Source organism: Providencia manganoxydans (assembly GCF_016618195.1).
Lineage (GTDB): Bacteria > Pseudomonadota > Gammaproteobacteria > Enterobacterales > Enterobacteriaceae > Providencia > Providencia manganoxydans.
The window spans coordinates 1,579,623-1,595,117 of the sequence record NZ_CP067099.1 but is presented as its reverse complement, the minus strand read 5'-3'; the positions used below and the strand labels follow the sequence as shown (position 1 = coordinate 1,595,117).

At 47.0% G+C, this 15,495-nt stretch carries 18 protein-coding genes; all 18 read right to left on the bottom strand.

The genetic code is table 11. The annotated features are described in order from the left end of the window. Positions 1-3: 3 nt before the first annotated feature. Positions 4-819, bottom strand: coding sequence for a baseplate hub protein (locus tag JI723_RS06990; protein ID WP_337979879.1), 816 nt, complete (start codon positions 817-819; stop codon positions 4-6). Further along, a complete protein-coding gene (locus tag JI723_RS06985; RefSeq protein WP_337979878.1) occupies positions 812-1,105 on the bottom strand; it encodes a phage baseplate plug family protein in 294 nt (97 codons plus the stop codon). Before JI723_RS06985 ends, JI723_RS06990 begins: the two co-directional genes overlap by 8 nt. Positions 1,106-1,108: 3 nt before the next feature. Further along, positions 1,109-1,636 carry a phage baseplate protein gene (locus JI723_RS06980; protein WP_337979877.1) on the bottom strand — a complete coding sequence of 176 codons (528 nt, stop codon included), beginning with the start codon at positions 1,634-1,636 and terminating at the stop codon, positions 1,109-1,111. Continuing rightward, positions 1,633-4,134 carry a hypothetical protein gene (locus JI723_RS06975; protein ID WP_420704853.1) on the bottom strand — a complete coding sequence of 834 codons (2,502 nt, stop codon included), beginning with the start codon at positions 4,132-4,134 and terminating at the stop codon, positions 1,633-1,635. Before JI723_RS06975 ends, JI723_RS06980 begins: the two co-directional genes overlap by 4 nt. 91 nt (positions 4,135-4,225) lie before the next feature. Continuing rightward, a complete protein-coding gene (locus JI723_RS06970) occupies positions 4,226-4,684 on the bottom strand; it encodes a hypothetical protein (RefSeq protein WP_131680588.1) in 459 nt (152 codons plus the stop codon). A gap of 50 nt (positions 4,685-4,734) precedes the next feature. Next, entirely contained in the window at positions 4,735-5,187 is a 453-nt protein-coding gene (locus tag JI723_RS06965; RefSeq protein WP_272578629.1) for a phage tail fiber protein, read from the bottom strand. Between the two features lie 9 nt (positions 5,188-5,196). Then, positions 5,197-6,684, bottom strand: coding sequence for a DUF3383 domain-containing protein (locus tag JI723_RS06960; RefSeq protein WP_337979875.1), 1,488 nt, complete (start codon positions 6,682-6,684; stop codon positions 5,197-5,199). Positions 6,685-6,693: 9 nt separating this feature from the next. After that, on the bottom strand, positions 6,694-7,209 hold the full coding sequence (locus tag JI723_RS06955) for a phage gateway protein (RefSeq protein ID WP_272578627.1): 516 nt from the start codon (positions 7,207-7,209) through the stop codon (positions 6,694-6,696). After that, the gene (locus tag JI723_RS06950; protein WP_272578626.1) at positions 7,199-7,567 is read right to left on the bottom strand and encodes a phage collar protein; all 369 of its coding nucleotides are present in this window, start codon (positions 7,565-7,567) and stop codon (positions 7,199-7,201) included. The genes JI723_RS06955 and JI723_RS06950 overlap by 11 nt, the downstream gene beginning before the upstream one ends. Next, on the bottom strand, positions 7,567-8,025 hold the full coding sequence (locus JI723_RS06945; RefSeq protein ID WP_272578625.1) for a hypothetical protein: 459 nt from the start codon (positions 8,023-8,025) through the stop codon (positions 7,567-7,569). Before JI723_RS06945 ends, JI723_RS06950 begins: the two co-directional genes overlap by 1 nt. Further along, entirely contained in the window at positions 8,025-8,429 is a 405-nt protein-coding gene (locus JI723_RS06940) for a DUF4054 domain-containing protein (protein ID WP_337979958.1), read from the bottom strand. Before JI723_RS06940 ends, JI723_RS06945 begins: the two co-directional genes overlap by 1 nt. Positions 8,430-8,431: 2 nt before the next feature. Further along, complete coding sequence (locus JI723_RS06935) at positions 8,432-8,773, bottom strand: hypothetical protein (protein ID WP_105881054.1); 342 nt, start codon at positions 8,771-8,773, stop codon at positions 8,432-8,434. Between the two features lie 56 nt (positions 8,774-8,829). Beyond that, a complete protein-coding gene (locus tag JI723_RS06930; protein WP_272578624.1) occupies positions 8,830-9,897 on the bottom strand; it encodes a major capsid family protein in 1,068 nt (355 codons plus the stop codon). Next, complete coding sequence (locus JI723_RS06925; protein ID WP_337979874.1) at positions 9,897-10,394, bottom strand: structural cement protein Gp24; 498 nt, start codon at positions 10,392-10,394, stop codon at positions 9,897-9,899. Before JI723_RS06925 ends, JI723_RS06930 begins: the two co-directional genes overlap by 1 nt. Beyond that, on the bottom strand, positions 10,394-11,650 hold the full coding sequence (locus JI723_RS06920; RefSeq protein ID WP_337979873.1) for a DUF2213 domain-containing protein: 1,257 nt from the start codon (positions 11,648-11,650) through the stop codon (positions 10,394-10,396). Before JI723_RS06920 ends, JI723_RS06925 begins: the two co-directional genes overlap by 1 nt. Then, the gene (locus JI723_RS06915) at positions 11,647-12,375 is read right to left on the bottom strand and encodes a phage head morphogenesis protein (protein ID WP_337979872.1); all 729 of its coding nucleotides are present in this window, start codon (positions 12,373-12,375) and stop codon (positions 11,647-11,649) included. Before JI723_RS06915 ends, JI723_RS06920 begins: the two co-directional genes overlap by 4 nt. Positions 12,376-12,412: 37 nt before the next feature. Further along, positions 12,413-13,915 carry a phage portal protein gene (locus JI723_RS06910; protein WP_337979871.1) on the bottom strand — a complete coding sequence of 501 codons (1,503 nt, stop codon included), beginning with the start codon at positions 13,913-13,915 and terminating at the stop codon, positions 12,413-12,415. Between the two features lie 4 nt (positions 13,916-13,919). Further along, positions 13,920-15,317 carry a phage terminase large subunit gene (terL, locus tag JI723_RS06905; RefSeq protein ID WP_337979870.1) on the bottom strand — a complete coding sequence of 466 codons (1,398 nt, stop codon included), beginning with the start codon at positions 15,315-15,317 and terminating at the stop codon, positions 13,920-13,922. Positions 15,318-15,495 lie beyond the last annotated feature (178 nt).

Genomic DNA, 15,495 nt, shown 5'->3' with positions numbered 1-15,495 from the left:
GCTTTACACTCGTTTGCAGGTCGCTTGGTAAAAGAAGGGATCGTCATGAGACGCTATATCGAACTTGAGTTGCTCAATAATGTAGTCGCCATTCAAGGCAGGATTAAACTTGCTTTCAAGGCGTAACATGCCGCCCAATGACGACTCACTATCAATTAAATACGTGACATCGACGCCCTTCTCAGTGGCTTTAGGAATACCGACCATACCCGATTTTTGGTTAAGAATACGCAAGCGGCCACTTAACGCTTTATCCTGGTCTTTCACATACAACATATCGTCGTCGATAAACGCCTTCACATTGCCCGCATCTTGCAGCCGTTCCACTTGCTTGAGTGCCGGCCCACAAAAATACCAATTGGCAATATTTTTATCGGTGGCTTGAAAGTCCAATTTAACCCCGCAATCCTGCGCGATATTTTTGGCTAGCTCGCTCATTTTGCTTATGGCACTACCCGATGAAGAAACAATATCTCGGGCGTTTGTGTTGTTGGTTTTCGCTTTTAAGGTCAGTGTCACATCTGGCGGTGAGGCGATTTCTGCGCTAACAATATCCCCCACATAAATGCGAAAAACACCCGTACTGGCGCGACCCGCTTCAACAATCAACCGATGCGAAGTTTTGCTTTTTGCATACGGGCTCGTTTCCGTGAGTAACATGTTGCGCGTATCGGCATTTAATCCGTCAATATTCACCGTGCATTCATTCTGCAGGGGATTAGCATACTTAGTACCATTGGCACGAATACGCAGCCCCTCATACCATTGCAACCGTCCATTTACCTCGATCCCTAATCGGATACGGCGTAAATCAATCATCATCCCCCCACCAAACAAGACTGTGTGATTGCCCAAACTGCGCCCACCACGGATATTCATCATTTTCAGTGATAAAGGCGAAATTACCGTTACCCGATAAATAGCGGTAGGGGATCAGCGGTTGATTGGGGATCACACGAATACCTTGCAGTAAAACCACATCATTGCGCTTGATATCGCAACACATTGTTGTTCGCGCCACTTTAATCGTCAGCTCCCACTCGTCACCGCCAAGGCTCACGCGCAAACGTTGATTAGGTACGGCATTTAAAGGGATCTCTTGCATGGGTCACCACCCTAACGTAAATTCACCGTCAGCAATTTTGGTTGCTGCCGATTTTTTCTTTTTGTCTGGTACCGTGGACGTTTGCACTTTTCCGCGATTCACTGTGCTCGATTGCTCTTTTTTTGCCACCTTGCGGGGCGGTAGGTCGCCATATTCGGGCTCAACCGTTCGCCACTCACTAAAGCGAAGTGACAATTTAATCGCATCGGCCATCTCAGGAATTTCATCGTGATAGAGATTCACTAACAGCATCGGCTTGTAGGTTTTCACCCGCGTTTGAATGCCCACTAGCTGGTGTTTATCATAAGCTTGCTGTAGGGTTTCAAAGGCGCTTTTCATTTCGCCAGCTAAAATTAAATCCATACCAATTTCAACGGGCTGAACTACCACATGGTCACTGCGTGTTTCCCCCGACTCAACGGTAAACTGTGTTGCTTTGTGTTCGTCACGCACGTTAATTTGAATTGGATTGGCCGTTTCAAATAACGTCGAAAAGTTATCGACATTGAAGATTTTCACCTCGGTGATCATTTGCTTACCCCCGAACTGGTTTGATGGGCTAAATCTTGTAGCTGGGATTGCAACGCATCTTTCGTGCCATTAGCCATGCCTTGCGCATCCGTGGCTTGGGTTTCCACTTTGATTTCACCAATCGACAAGTTAGTTTCATTGGTGGTACTGGATTGATTACTGATGGCTTGGCTGGTCATCGGGTTGATTGGATTGGCCGACATGCCGTTAATTTGTTGGCTCAGTCCTTTTACTAACAATGCAGTATCTTCTTCAGATAACTTGGGCTGTTCGGGAATTTGGTGCTCTATCGTGCCATCAGACGTGACTTTGCGTTCAACCGTTTGAGTCATTTGTGCATCCTCAAAGCCAAACCACCCTTTGACCGTGTTCCAGCCATTTTTAATCGAGTCTAAGCCGTCATTAATCCAACCTAAATACTGTTTGATTTGCGCCCATAACCACTTAAAAATCCCTACAACGGCATCAGAAGCCACCGTAAAGACGCTTTCAAATTGCTTGCCCCAATCTGCTAAATCGTGAATAAAGCCCGTGAGCCATGTCCATAACTGCTTGCCACCATCAACAATAAAGTTAAAAGCTGACACTGCCACATCGGCGACGACCTGAGACAAGGTAATGACAAAATCAAAGAAGGCTTTAAACGCATCCCACAACGCAATAATGACGGCTTTAAGTTCGGGGTATTCATCCAAAATACGCCCTATCATCGAATCATTGCCGTCAATAAAGTTCATGATATCGTCATAAACTAAGGCAAACGCCGCAGCCAGTAAGGCAATAACCGCGATGATCGCCAAGATGGGCCATGTTGCTGCCAAGGTCGCTGCCGCAGCTGATAACATGGCAGGCACATAAAACACCGCAATAGCCGAACCTATTGCAATAAAGAACCCTACAATGAGCGACTTGTTTTCTTTGCAAAAGCTCACAAAGCGGTTAATCCACTCTAACCCTTTGGTTAAAATCGGGATCACCATTTCAAGAAAGCTGTTTTTCAGTAAACCTGATGATTGCTTAAAGCCTTGCATGGCTTTGTTGAATTTGATGGATTGTTCAATACTCTCTTTGTTGATACCTGAGTATTCTTTTTGAATGCCCATCATGCGTTCGAGCTCTTTGCGGCCCTTCATCATCAGCTCGACAGTTTTATCATCCGTCACGCCCAGCCCAGCAAGCGTTGCCTTAGCTTTGTCGAACTTCATGCCCTGCACTTTATCTGCAGTCTGAAGTACTTTTTCCATGGAGTTGTTCGCAAAGCCAAATGATTTGGCCATGGCGGATAAATCCGCTTGCGCCGCATCACGCGTACCGCCCAGTTCAGCCATTGAACCCGCGAAAGCGTCCACATCGGCAGTCGCTACATTGATTTTTTTACCCAGTTTGTCGAGGGTTTCAATATCAGCCGAACGTGAAATCGATTCCCCCACCAAGGCAGTTGCCCCCATCAATAAGCCAACCGCCCCCAATGCCTTTTTGGCAAACGACATGACCGTATTACCCGCTTGCTGGTATTTAGTTTCGGTATTCTCAAGGGCTTTTTGCACCGATTGCTGAGCTTTAATTTCACTGGTCGCCGCTTCAATTCCCTTCACTTTCATGGTGTCCACAAGGCGAATTAACTCGCTGTAATTACCTTGCAGTGCCTGAATAATGGCGTTGGACAGTTGCTTCGCGGTGATACCTTGGTGTTCTGCTAACGTGAGGTCGGTGACACCTTGATTAAGTTGAATAACGTCTTGCTGTAGTGCCTGGTAGTTTGCATCGAGCTCACCCAAAACAACCTGAGTGGATTGCATGCCTGCATCAGATATTGAGCGCTGTGCCTCAAGGTTAGCCATCGAATCTGTTACTGTCTCTAATTGTGTTTTAACCGAGCCAGTTTGGGCAATAACCTCATCTGCATTAGTGACAAAATCAATCGAATGTTCAACTGATAAGCCTTGCACTGATTGGCGTAAGTCTGCCATTACACGTTCAATTTCTGCGGCGCCATCGGCCGTGGTAGTCGGGATTTTTTGCAGCTCGTTAATATACTCACTGACCGAGCCTTTGACCTGTTCTAATGCGTTTTTTTGGTCACCCACCGATAACGAGCCGAGGTCATTTTTCAGTTGGGTGATTTCAGCTTGCAGTGATTGCCCCCACTCCCCTAGCGCATTCCCCCCGGAGACCCAAGCAGCGTCTGCATTTTGCCGTTGCTCATCCAATGCGCTTAATGATGAGCTCACCGCATCTAACCGAGCCACGATTTGGCTTGTCTCAGCACTGACCTCGCTGGCATTGGTGGTGAACAAAATGGCATGTTCGGTCGACAGCCCCTGCAACGATTGCCAAAGCTCCGTCATGACACTCCCGATGGTCAGTGAACTTTGCTGCGCCGCTTGTTGGGTTTGTTTCATGCCATCAATAATGTCATCGGTCGAACGTTGCACCTTTTTAAATGCCCCATCCGCTTGCCTTGTATCAAACTCAAAGACCTGCACAAAGGTATCCATTAATGACATTAGCGATCCTTTGAAGCCGCAAGGGCTTCGTTATAACGGTTAGTGATGGCAATTTCCCACAGGTCCATTGCCTCTTCTAAATCTATTGAGGTTTTGAGTTCGGTGAAGGTGGCGAGGCATTCGCTGATGATGACGGCAAAGAACCCATCAGCGTTTTTATAATCGACGGGAGTGAACCGCTTACCTTGCTGAGCAGGAAGTGGAGGAAACCTTGGCTCCCGTCGTTGCCGAAAAAACTGGTGTTGTATTTCAGCATTTCCAACTCTAAGCGGATCAACGATTCGCCATCGGGCACATGGTTATCAATCAAGGTTTGTGTTTTAAGGGGGATTTCTTCACCATCGATAGTGACACACACATAGGCCATCATTTTCAGCATGGCCTCTTTGCTGACCTCATAGTCACCGATTTTCGGGGCATTGGATAACGGGTATTTTGCTAAGATTTCACGCCCAACCGTAGCCGGTAGGCGGCTAATTACAAATAGCTTTTCAACGCCATCAACGTCTTTGATAGCGACTTCTTTAGGTTTAATCAACATGGTAAACACCAATAAAAAAGGCGGGAACCCCCGCCAGAAATTGAAATGAATTAACGGATACGCGTACTGTCGAAATCCTGAAACACAAAGGTATAGACTTTGGATTTCAAACGCCCTGCCGAGGCGGCAGAATTGCCACGACTGCCATTGGTAATCTTGCCGTTACGCGCCGTGACCGTTGAACCATCACCGTAAGACGCCACAAAGGTAATGATATCCCCTGCGTGTCGACGCCCTTTTTTTGCGGTATTGGCTTCGAGCAAAATAGACAAGTTTTGATCTTCTTCACTGCCGGCTAATACGTTGATCGTGACGGTTTGTGGTGTCGGTGTGGACCAACTCACCAAGTTACCATTAATGTCCATGCCCGTTTGTGCAATATCGACAGCCGGTAAATCCAGTGGGTCAGCATCGTCAGCAAAGGCGGTAATTAAAATCCCAGTGGGAAAGGTTTTGCTGGCTTGAATGGTAAAACTCAAGCCGGTTGCAGAGATATCATGCATATTCTACTCCTAGACTAAATTATGAGAGCCTTCGACTTTGCGAACCCAATCGCCTTTGCCATAAATCAGCACGTATTTCATGACATACTCAGGCAAGTCGCTTACACCGGTGTTTTCAACAATCTGCGCGTTATACCAATAGCCTTTATCCTGTACGTCATACCAAGCAAGGTCATCGCCGGATGCATCTGCAATGGCGAGCTTTTGCACGTCGCTCAGCGTTTTACCCGCTAAAATCGTGCCGTTATTAATCGCTTTGGTGACCGCACCGGCAATCACCATCAACGCACGCGCTTCACCGTCCTTATTCGCTGGAACACCCCGTGTGGCCAACAACACGTTAAACCACTGCTGAGCAATATAGGCTTTTAGCCATTGCTCATTGGCGTGCACGCTCATATCCAGCGGATTAGACGGACCACCACATAAGAAGCCTCGCTGATAGAAACGAATTTGCGAGCCGGCTATCGCGGTTTCACCGTAATAGTTCACGCGAAGCTTATCGAATCGGTCAGCGGCTTTATCCGTGGTCACTTGCGCAGGGAACGTCACACCTAACTGACGAAACATGTAGTTTGTCGTGGCGTTGGTTCGGTCATAATCCGTCGCCGCCATAACGGCCATGGGTAAGGTTTGAATAAAATAGTTGGTATCTGTTTTGAGGTTTAACCCCACAGAAGCGGTTCCCATCAATGCTGCGCTAAAATCTTCAACCTGCTTTTCGCTCACGCTAATGTGCAACTGGTATTTGACGTTTTCACCGGAAACATACTGCGCCAGTGGCACTGCTTGCTCTAACGTCAGTTCATCCAAAAATGTCGCACTGCCGAATGAATCGGAGACTTGCTCGGCAACCATAAAGGCTTCCAGCGGCGTTTGTGCAGGGTTACCTTCAGATGCGGTACCGGAAGACAGCCCCATGGCATTGGCTAGCACCGAATATTCAACACTAATGGATGCGCGTTCTTGCACACCACCACTCAGCTCAAAGGCGCTATCGAGTGAGTTAAACGTCAAGTAGCTACTGGAAAATTGCGGTTCCCTTTCTGCATTGAGCTTTGCTTGAATGGTGGACGCAATATCCGCATAGGACTTCGCTTCTGACAAATCAATGTCTTTGTAGCTTTTAGTGACGGTACCAATCGTGACGGAGAGCGTCCCATCCGCAATGATTTTTAAATCTGCTAATGCGGCAGCTTTGGTACCAAATAGCGTAGGCGCTCGGCCGACAGGTTCAAAAGACGCAATTTGCAGCTCTTTAGGCTTGCTCACGGGTGCGGGGCTGACATAGCTAAAATATTGTCGTGCAAAGTGGGCTTCGGGAGAATCAACACCCAGTAAATCATCAACCTGACCACTGGCGAACTCTAAAACTTTACCTGCAGGTATTTTCGGGTTAGTGGAAAATAAGCGGCCGGTTAATTTACGCATCGGGACAGCAGACGCGCCAATAACCGCCGATGCGATATCAACGTATCGAGTTTGTTTAATTGGCATAATAAAACCTTATATGCGGTGGATATCAGGATAGAGCGCGCTTATGGCAGCTGTATCAGGGAAAAGAGAGCGTTTAAACGTCACATTAAAATCAAACGAGGGGTTCTGTTCGTAGTTGCCCTGGTCATTAATAAAGTAAGGCTGGCGAACGGATGTTGCCCGTTGTACACCAATACCTTGCTTTCTCAATGTGGTCACAAAAGGCAGTGAATTGACAACCATTCGAGCAATGGCGGTAATATCATTAGCGGTATATGGGCCTAATTGGGTAATGAATGCCTGAACTTGGTACGTTTTCTCCGATAATTGGTTTTCTTGGTGATTGGCATTGTTGCCTTGGACATTGTAATTGCGACCTTGCCAGCCATGACCACTTTCATTGATGGAAAAGAACATCACCATATTATCTTCACGGCCTTGCTTGGTGGATTGAAAACCCGCTTTCACGGGAATATCAATACCCACTTCGGTCAGCAGCCGTAATAACTGTTTGCGAATGGCAATATCAACGTCATTATCCGTCATAGGCCCCTACCTCGATGCAAATCACCGATTTCCAGCCGTCCTGCTCGTACCAATCCGCATTCCCCATCACATCGTATTTCTTACCGTTAAAAACAAGGTAATCGGGGGACGTACCACGCTGAATGCCTTTGATATCATGGGAGGTATAAAAACGGCGATAAACTTGGTTTGAATCAAAGCCCATTGATTGTGCATCTTGGGTATCGACGGCTTGCCAACTCCCCCGAATATCCACTGGCTCATGATATTGGTTTTGGTCATGCCCTCGCTCATCGGGCTCACGGTTTTTAAAGCGAAACCATAAGGCTGTTTGCTGAGGAATATAGCGGGAAGCGATACGGTGTAAATTTCCAAACATTATTTATCCTCCACGACAAAAGTGACGGCCTGTAACATCTGCCCCGTGTCCACTAAGGGCTTATCGGTGGATTTCCCTTTGCTATGACGCCGCGCTCTGGCTTTTACCGTTGAATCGTCTAACGCAGGCGTGGTTACCGCTTTAATAGCCAGTTTCACATCCCCAGCCGCTTTTGCTCCCACTTGGGTTAGCCCATCAGTAACAGAGATATTGCCAACGATCGCCGCTTTGGCCACACGGAAAATTAACTGGCCATACTCTGTTTTTTTATCGCTCATTGTTGGGCGAAAAAACGAACGGGGAGGAATGCCACCTGCGGGGTAACCCAATTCTTGAATAGCCGCAATATAGGCAATGGGCGTGCCATCGGGATACTTCGAATGCTCAAAGAAACCCACTTTCAGTTGTTTCTTGGCTAACTCATCGTAAACCGCTTTTAACTGCGCTAATTTGGTCATTAACGTAATCGACCCCCGCGCGTAAATCGCCCACCCGCACCACCGATGTATTGCGGCACACTACAGCGTTTTATCAGTGCTAAGAACTGTTGGCCATAGGTGGTCATTTTGAACCAGTGTGACCAATCAGAACCGGCAGGGGGCGCAGAGAATGACACGCTGACTTTATCGATGGTCACACTAGTCACAACACCAGTTGGGGATTCATCATCCGCAATCCACTTTCGCAGTGATAGCATATGAGCAACAACCAACATCCACAGTTCGTTAGTACATACGCCCCTGCAGGGAGAAAAGTAATTTAAGGCAGATTGAGCAATAATATAAATGTCATCATCACTCACACCATTAAACGATGGATAGAGCACACGAAATGACGTTAGGGGAAATGTGCTCGCCTCCATCATTATTTACCCTTTTTGTTGGTTTTCGGGACAGCTTGTTTTTCTGCTTCCAATGATTCCACGGTATCCGGCGCTGACTTATCGCTGGCTTCCATATTGGTGGCCACTTTTTCAGGGTCTTCTTTGCGGTTTTCAACGCTGATAAACCCGTTTTCTTTATGCAGTTGAAATACATGGTTATCTTTAAGTTGAGCGTATTGTTCGTCGCTGATTTCCGTGACACGCCCACGCGGGGTATACATGTGCTTGGTCATGATATTGGCTTGACCCGCAATAAACACTTTCCCATCGGTGACCGAGTAGTTTTGGTCATTGGATAGCGTGCAATAGACGTAGAGAGACATAGCTTTCTCCAATAAAAAAGCCCTCATTTGAGGGCGTAAAAAAGGAAGTGGTCAGGTTAAATGCCAGTTAGGCGGGTGATAGCCCAAGGGCGCGTGACAAAGACACCCGCTGTCGCGTTGGTCGCATCCTCTAAATACCCTTTGATTTGCGCTTGCGAGCCCAGTAATTGGTACTTAACAGGCACCACTTGTAAGATGGTCGCGCTGGTTGCGGTTGAGCCATCATCGATGGTATCTGCGAACATATACGCCACATCCGCACCACCATTCGCCCCGACAAATTCAGGTGAGAACACAAAGCGCAGGTTTGGATAGTTTTCTTTCACCCATTGATACACCGTTTCACCACGCGCCACAGGGTTAGCGACATTGAGAGTTGAACGGTAGCCCAGCGGTAACGTCAACGTGATCGCGATATCGTCTTTGATAATCCCGCCTGAACTCATTTCAATGCGCGAGAACATATCGGTAATATCTTGGGTGATATCGGCAAACGTGCCGCCCTTCCATTTTTTCGATGCGGTTTCATAAGCCGGTAGATTCGGTTCATTCATCAAGCCAAATACACGTGTTTCAGGGCTATTAAACCCATAGTAACCAATCCGCTCACGTCCTTGCTCTAAAGATTCAGTCGCTGAATTACGTTTTTCCGCAGCGGCTTCAAACCCAGCAGCAGATTGGCGGGCTTCCTCTAACTTACCGACTTGAAAACCTTGTTCAAAACGCACGATACCGCGACGTTCTTGGTCTTGAATGTAAGACGCTAACGGTACGTTGGTATGGTCGCCGTAGAGCTCGGCTTTACCGGTTGGTGTTGCCACGTTCAGAATGATTTCTTCATCGTGCCATTCACCCGCATTCAATACACCAGTGATTTCATCCAATACGCGAACGCGAGTTGCAGTACGAATCAGACCAGGGAGAACATGTTGCAACATTTCACGTTGAATTAACCCACCCTGCATGGCTGCACCTGTGATCGCGGAATCCATCGACGCCAAGCCACCAAAACCAATTTGCTCAAGTTCCTGATACGTCCACTGTTGGTTAGGTTGGATATTAAGTTGGCCATGCTTGCGAATATCGCGGCCAGACATATAAAACTTTTGCTTGCTAACTGGCATTATTCACCTTCCTTTACTGCCGCTGGATATGGGATTTCTGTTAAGCGAATAACGCTCAAATGGGCTGATTCACTGGATTCAACGTGACGACTAACAAAACCAATCACTCGGTCACCAGCAGCAGGAACAAGCTTGGAGGAAAGTGAGCCGTCCGTTTCATCAAAGACAACTGGTGCATTGATTTTACCTACCCCTTCTTCGAGTTCGACGTATACTTCGCCCATTGCCAAAAACTCGCCTTGGGTGCCATTGCGCGCATGGTTCACTTCAATACGATACGCTTTCGGGTTAATCATAATCCCCGCAAATGCGCCCTTGCCACCCACTTGCACAGACTCCACAGAATCATCTTTGTAGGTGTAAGCCCGACCGAAGATATTTTGCTTTTCATCCGCTGAGCTGAGAATGGCGGCAACGGCACGAATAGGCCCTGCATGGCTGATTTCACCCACTACGCCAGACGTTAAGCCATGCGACACTGATTTAGGAATTGCCATTATTTCTCCCCCCATTTGTCCATAATTGATTTATTGCTAACCGCAGAGTCCATCGTCACCGTAGCTTTCTGTGAATCCGGCACACGCCCTTGCATCCACGCATCGAGTGCAATAGCTTCATTGCCCTTGCCACATTGAATGCCGAGCTTATCAACACCATACTCCGCCACTTGTTGCTTGGTCATGGCTGCATGGTCAAATACACCAAGGAATGGGGTCAGCTTATGGGCTAACGAATCACGCTCACCAATTTGCTTTAACAGTGCGCCAGTATCCATCGTGGGCTTTGATGCTTCTAAACGCTTAATTTTGCGCTTCAAAGATGCAATCTCATCCATTGTACCGATGCCGTTTTTCAAGCGTTTGAGTCGGCGATTTAAGCTATCCGTGGTCGCTTGGTCGAGATGCTCTTTGGCTTCTTCAATCGCTTCAGCGGCAGTCTCAATCGCAACTTCGGCAGCTTCTACGGCTTCAGGTGTACCGGTTGTGGCTTCCTCTGCTGCAACTTCGGCGGCTGCCACGGCTTCTTCCGCTTTTTGCTCTTCTTCAGGATCAGCATCAGTGGATTTCTTTTCTTCTTCCGGATTCTCATCGGTTGAAGGCTTAGTTTGTGCAATCACCTCTGCAATAATGCTTTTCAGCGCAGTAACTTGCTCCGCTGTAAACGCACCTTCATCAGTGGTTTGCTTCTCTTTGTTTTCTTCTTCGTTCATGCGAATAAGTTCCTTTGTGTCGATAGTGATAACGAGGTGATCTTGCACAGCGACGTCAGGGCCGGTTCGCCCTTCATCCACTAATGCGAGGTGATTTCCACGTAGGTGACGCTGAATGACGTCATAGTGTTGGCCTTCATAAATGCCTGAGGTGAATTCATATTTACTGCGATAACCGGGTGAAAGGTCGATTTTGCCGCTGTCGATATTGCTAAGCGCTACATCTGAAAAGATTTTGATGTTGGCTCTAAGATACGGCGGGTCAAAATACACATTCTCACCAATCACCCCTTGGATGCCTTTTTTCTCCGCTGGGGTCGCGTGTTTGCCTAACATTTCATGTTCAATAATGAACGGGGTGAGTTTGAAAGAGTTAATTGTCGCTTCGCTGGCCAGTTCTTCTGGTGGCCGCAATACGCGATAGATTTTATCGGGTACCGGCGCACCAATTTCTGCCCCCAAATAATCAAAAACCCCAACTTTAGAGATGGGGTTGTCTGTTACTTCGAGCCAGCCGTTATTGTCATAGGTTCGTTTTGTCATGTCTCCTCGCCACTTTCTTCCCCACTAAAATCGATAACAGGCGTCCAAAAGCATTTGCAGTTAGGTAATTGACCCGGTAATCCACGTTCGCCCGTTTTTGTGTCAATAATCGGTGGGTTATCTAAATCAAAGACTTCACCGTCTAACTGTAGATGCCACTCTCTCGGCTCGGCGCTTCCACCGGAGTGATGCCAAATAGCCTTACGAATTCCCGCTGATTTCATGCGTTCATAGTTTGCCGCAGTCGTAATTTTTCTCGTTTGGTCAACGGCGATAAAATTCGCTCGGCTTTCTGTGACGCTGCCAGTGTGCCTGATTTCATCTAATAAGGTTTTCGCACCCTCGCCCCCTTGGGAAATAGAGCGCAGGGCAGCACTTTCGATACGTTGATGAAATTGGCTAGGAATGGATTTAATCAGAGAGACATTTTCAGCTGTTGCAGCAATCATTTTGTCTTTTAACGCTTCAGGCATCGCTGGTGTTTTAATTGTGATGCCGCCTGAAAGCTGTTTAAGGGAGTCGTCTAAATTACGCTGCGCGCCGATATCCACTTGGGAAACCAGCTTATCGGCCATGGCGCTAGACTGCGTATTAAAGATTTTATCCCACTTACGTTTTAACCGGTTGAGCCAAATCCGTGTTTGACTCGCAATGCTGGCATCCATCGTGGCGCCGTCAAAATCATCACTCAATTCACTAAATACGTTTTCATAGTCTTTAATCATTGAGCTGATTAACCGTGACATATCACGTTGATAACGGCTAGATGGCGCTGCTGAATACTGCAGGGGTTTGCCCTTCAATACCGCTTGGCGGGCGGTTGCCCACTTCGCCTTTTTCGTTCGGACTCGTATTCGTCTCGACATAGTCACTCTCGTTCACATCAATGCCGTAATAGCTCGACTCTTTATCTGCAGCCAGTTTTTTACGGATATCCAACCCATCAATGGCACCCGTAGCCGCTAGAGCCGCGTCCGTCTGAGCTGATTTCAACTCAATATCGGCACTCTCTGCCGCCGTTGGGCTATCGAGTGGCGCCCATGTCACTGATATTTCAGTCAGTGGTAGTTCTTCGCTACGCATCAACATGTCGTAATGACGCTGCAAGAGTTCTTCTAAGTCGTTCGATTGCACACTTTCCAGCTCTTCACGGTAGTTCGACTCTTCATACTCACCCGTGGCATTAAAGCCCTTTGGCGTGGTACCGAGTAACTTAGTGGCGGGTACATTTGCTGCCGCTGCCACTAACTGGTATTGCGTCATAATGGTGGCATCTAAATCCGCTAATGAGGTGTCAAACTGCTGTGCAACGTCCTCTTTCCCCATCACTTGCACGCCATAGTTATCGCGCATCTCCATAAAATAAAGCATGTTTTCCTGAATTGTGTTCTTATCTGCACCTTCAGGGTCAGCCATGCCAATCGTCAATAACCGCTTGGTCATCGCCAGTTGTGGCGCTTCATTGGCGGTGCGTTCAGAGGCATAAACACGCTCATAAATGCGCTCTGGCACTGATACGCCGAAATAGTTATACAGCGGCTTCAGCACGTTAGGCACGGGGAACGGGACAAACTTAATAAAGTGCGATTTATGGTATTTGCGACCGCCAATCACATAATAAGTGGGGTCGTAAAAATCCATGCTAGCAGGGTCTTGGATATTGGAGTCGGTTAAATCAGGCGTTACCCATTGTGGGTCAATTTGCTTGATCCCCTTATACATTCCTTTGATCACACCATCGAGATTGAACGGATTTTCATACCACTCTTTCGGGTTTGAAGTTTCCACCACAAACAATGCTAATCGACCGCCATATACACGCCCAAAGTGAATAAGCTCCTTCAAGTGATGTTGTATACGGTACTTTTTATCGCGTTTACGCAGCTTTTTACTGATAGCGCTGTCATCGTCATTATCGCAATCAATATCATACCCTTGACGAATGGCATCACGGGCAGGCATATTACAAGCCTTATCCACCAGCCAATGTTTCGCAATAATGGCGCACATATTGTTGCCAATAAACATTTGGCTCGCATACCAAGCCGCTTGCGATTCGGGTACACCATAAACTTGCTCACCTTTGAATGACGGCACGGAAGTATCAATGCTATCCATCCCCACACCGTTAATCACTGGTTGTGGCAAATCTAATCCGTTAAATCCCTTATCTTTTGCTAATGCAGGGTACAAATCTGTGGTAAATGCTGACCGCTTCGGCGGTGCAATCTGCTCTGCAATTTTTCGCCTTTTAAACGGCCACATAGAATTACCTCTTGGTTGTAAAGAAACCGCCTTTTTTCTTCTGGTATAAATCACGCAGCGCCTGCGTCATCGCATCCACCGTATCGTCATGACCCGCGAATGGGAACGTGGTAATTTCCTCCACGGTTTCCACTATCCACGGTGCAATGTCTTTGTGCGGTAGCCACACGTTGCCCGCCTCCCATTCAGCGGTACAGGCGTGAGCGCGTGCGATTTTGCTGCCATCAGGCTCAACGGGAATTAAGCCTGATACCGATGATTTAAGAGAGTCGATAACTGCAGGACCATTAGCTTTATCCTCCACCAGCTTACGGCGCCCTTCAGGGAATTTTTCCGCGAGCAGCTTCACGGCATCCTTAGTTTGAGTAAAGCTCATGCGTTTTCGAATTTGATAGAGCAAATAGGCATTGGCATCTTTCTTGCCCCAAACCTGACCAACAACATAGTCAGTACCGTCGCTGTCTTTAAAGGTCATATCCCAGCTATGGATAACTTTATCGAACTTATCCGGTAGGTCTTTAGGTAAGTAATAGCGTACAAACTCTTCGTGGAAGATTTGACCATCACCCGGCTTCGGCGATTGTTGATACATGGCAGACCAGAAGTAATCACCAAGGATCGCTTTGGTTTCTAACAGCTTATCAATGGGGTGAAGTTCAGGTACCAACGCTTCCCCTTGCTCATTAATGGCAGGGAATGCAAGCACTTTGGTTTCAGGGGCTTTTTCTTTTAGTTGGCCTGATAAATCATCGGTCGCCCACCGCGTGGCCATGATGATTTCGCCGCTGTTTTTTGATAAGCGAGTCTTAAAGGTCGAAACGTACCAATTCCAAATCGACTTTTTAACCGTCGGGCTAAGTGCTTCTTTCGAGTTTTTTATCGGGTCATCGATAATGCCGAGGTCAACTTTTTTACCCGTTAGTGGGCCACCAACACCCGCACACACATAGCTGCCTTTATGATTGACAATGCCGAACTCATCAGAGTTACGTTTAACAGCGATGCCATTCTCGGGCTTGTTACCTAACCAGCTCTTTGGAAATAACACACGATATTCAGCCGACATCATAATTCGCTGAACATCAGTGTTCATATCACCGGCTAAATCAGACGAATACGACAGCGCCCCGACGCGCATGTTAGGGTATTTTCCAAAGAAGTAGGCAGGAAGATAGCGGGAAACAATATCAGACTTACCATGCTGTGGCGGTGCGCCTAATATTAACTTAGGGCGCTTACCTTCCATCATATCAATCAAGAACTGGTCGAGCGCATCACATACCGTTTGAGAGAAATGGCTTGTGATGTATTCAGGGTTTATGTACTGAATGAATTCATGCAAACTACGGCGTGCTATCTCCCTTTCGATCTCTTCATCAAACAAACTGAAATCGATATTCATGGTTGTACCTAATTTATAAGGGCAAAACACTCATTTAAATTGGATAAAAAATATAATAATTTAATCTAATCAACAGTTATATAAAAAACACCTTACATGTTTATAAAAAAGGCAATAATATCAATGCACTTTTAATCACAGCATCAATTATTGTTAGTTCCATAGTATCTATGAATCT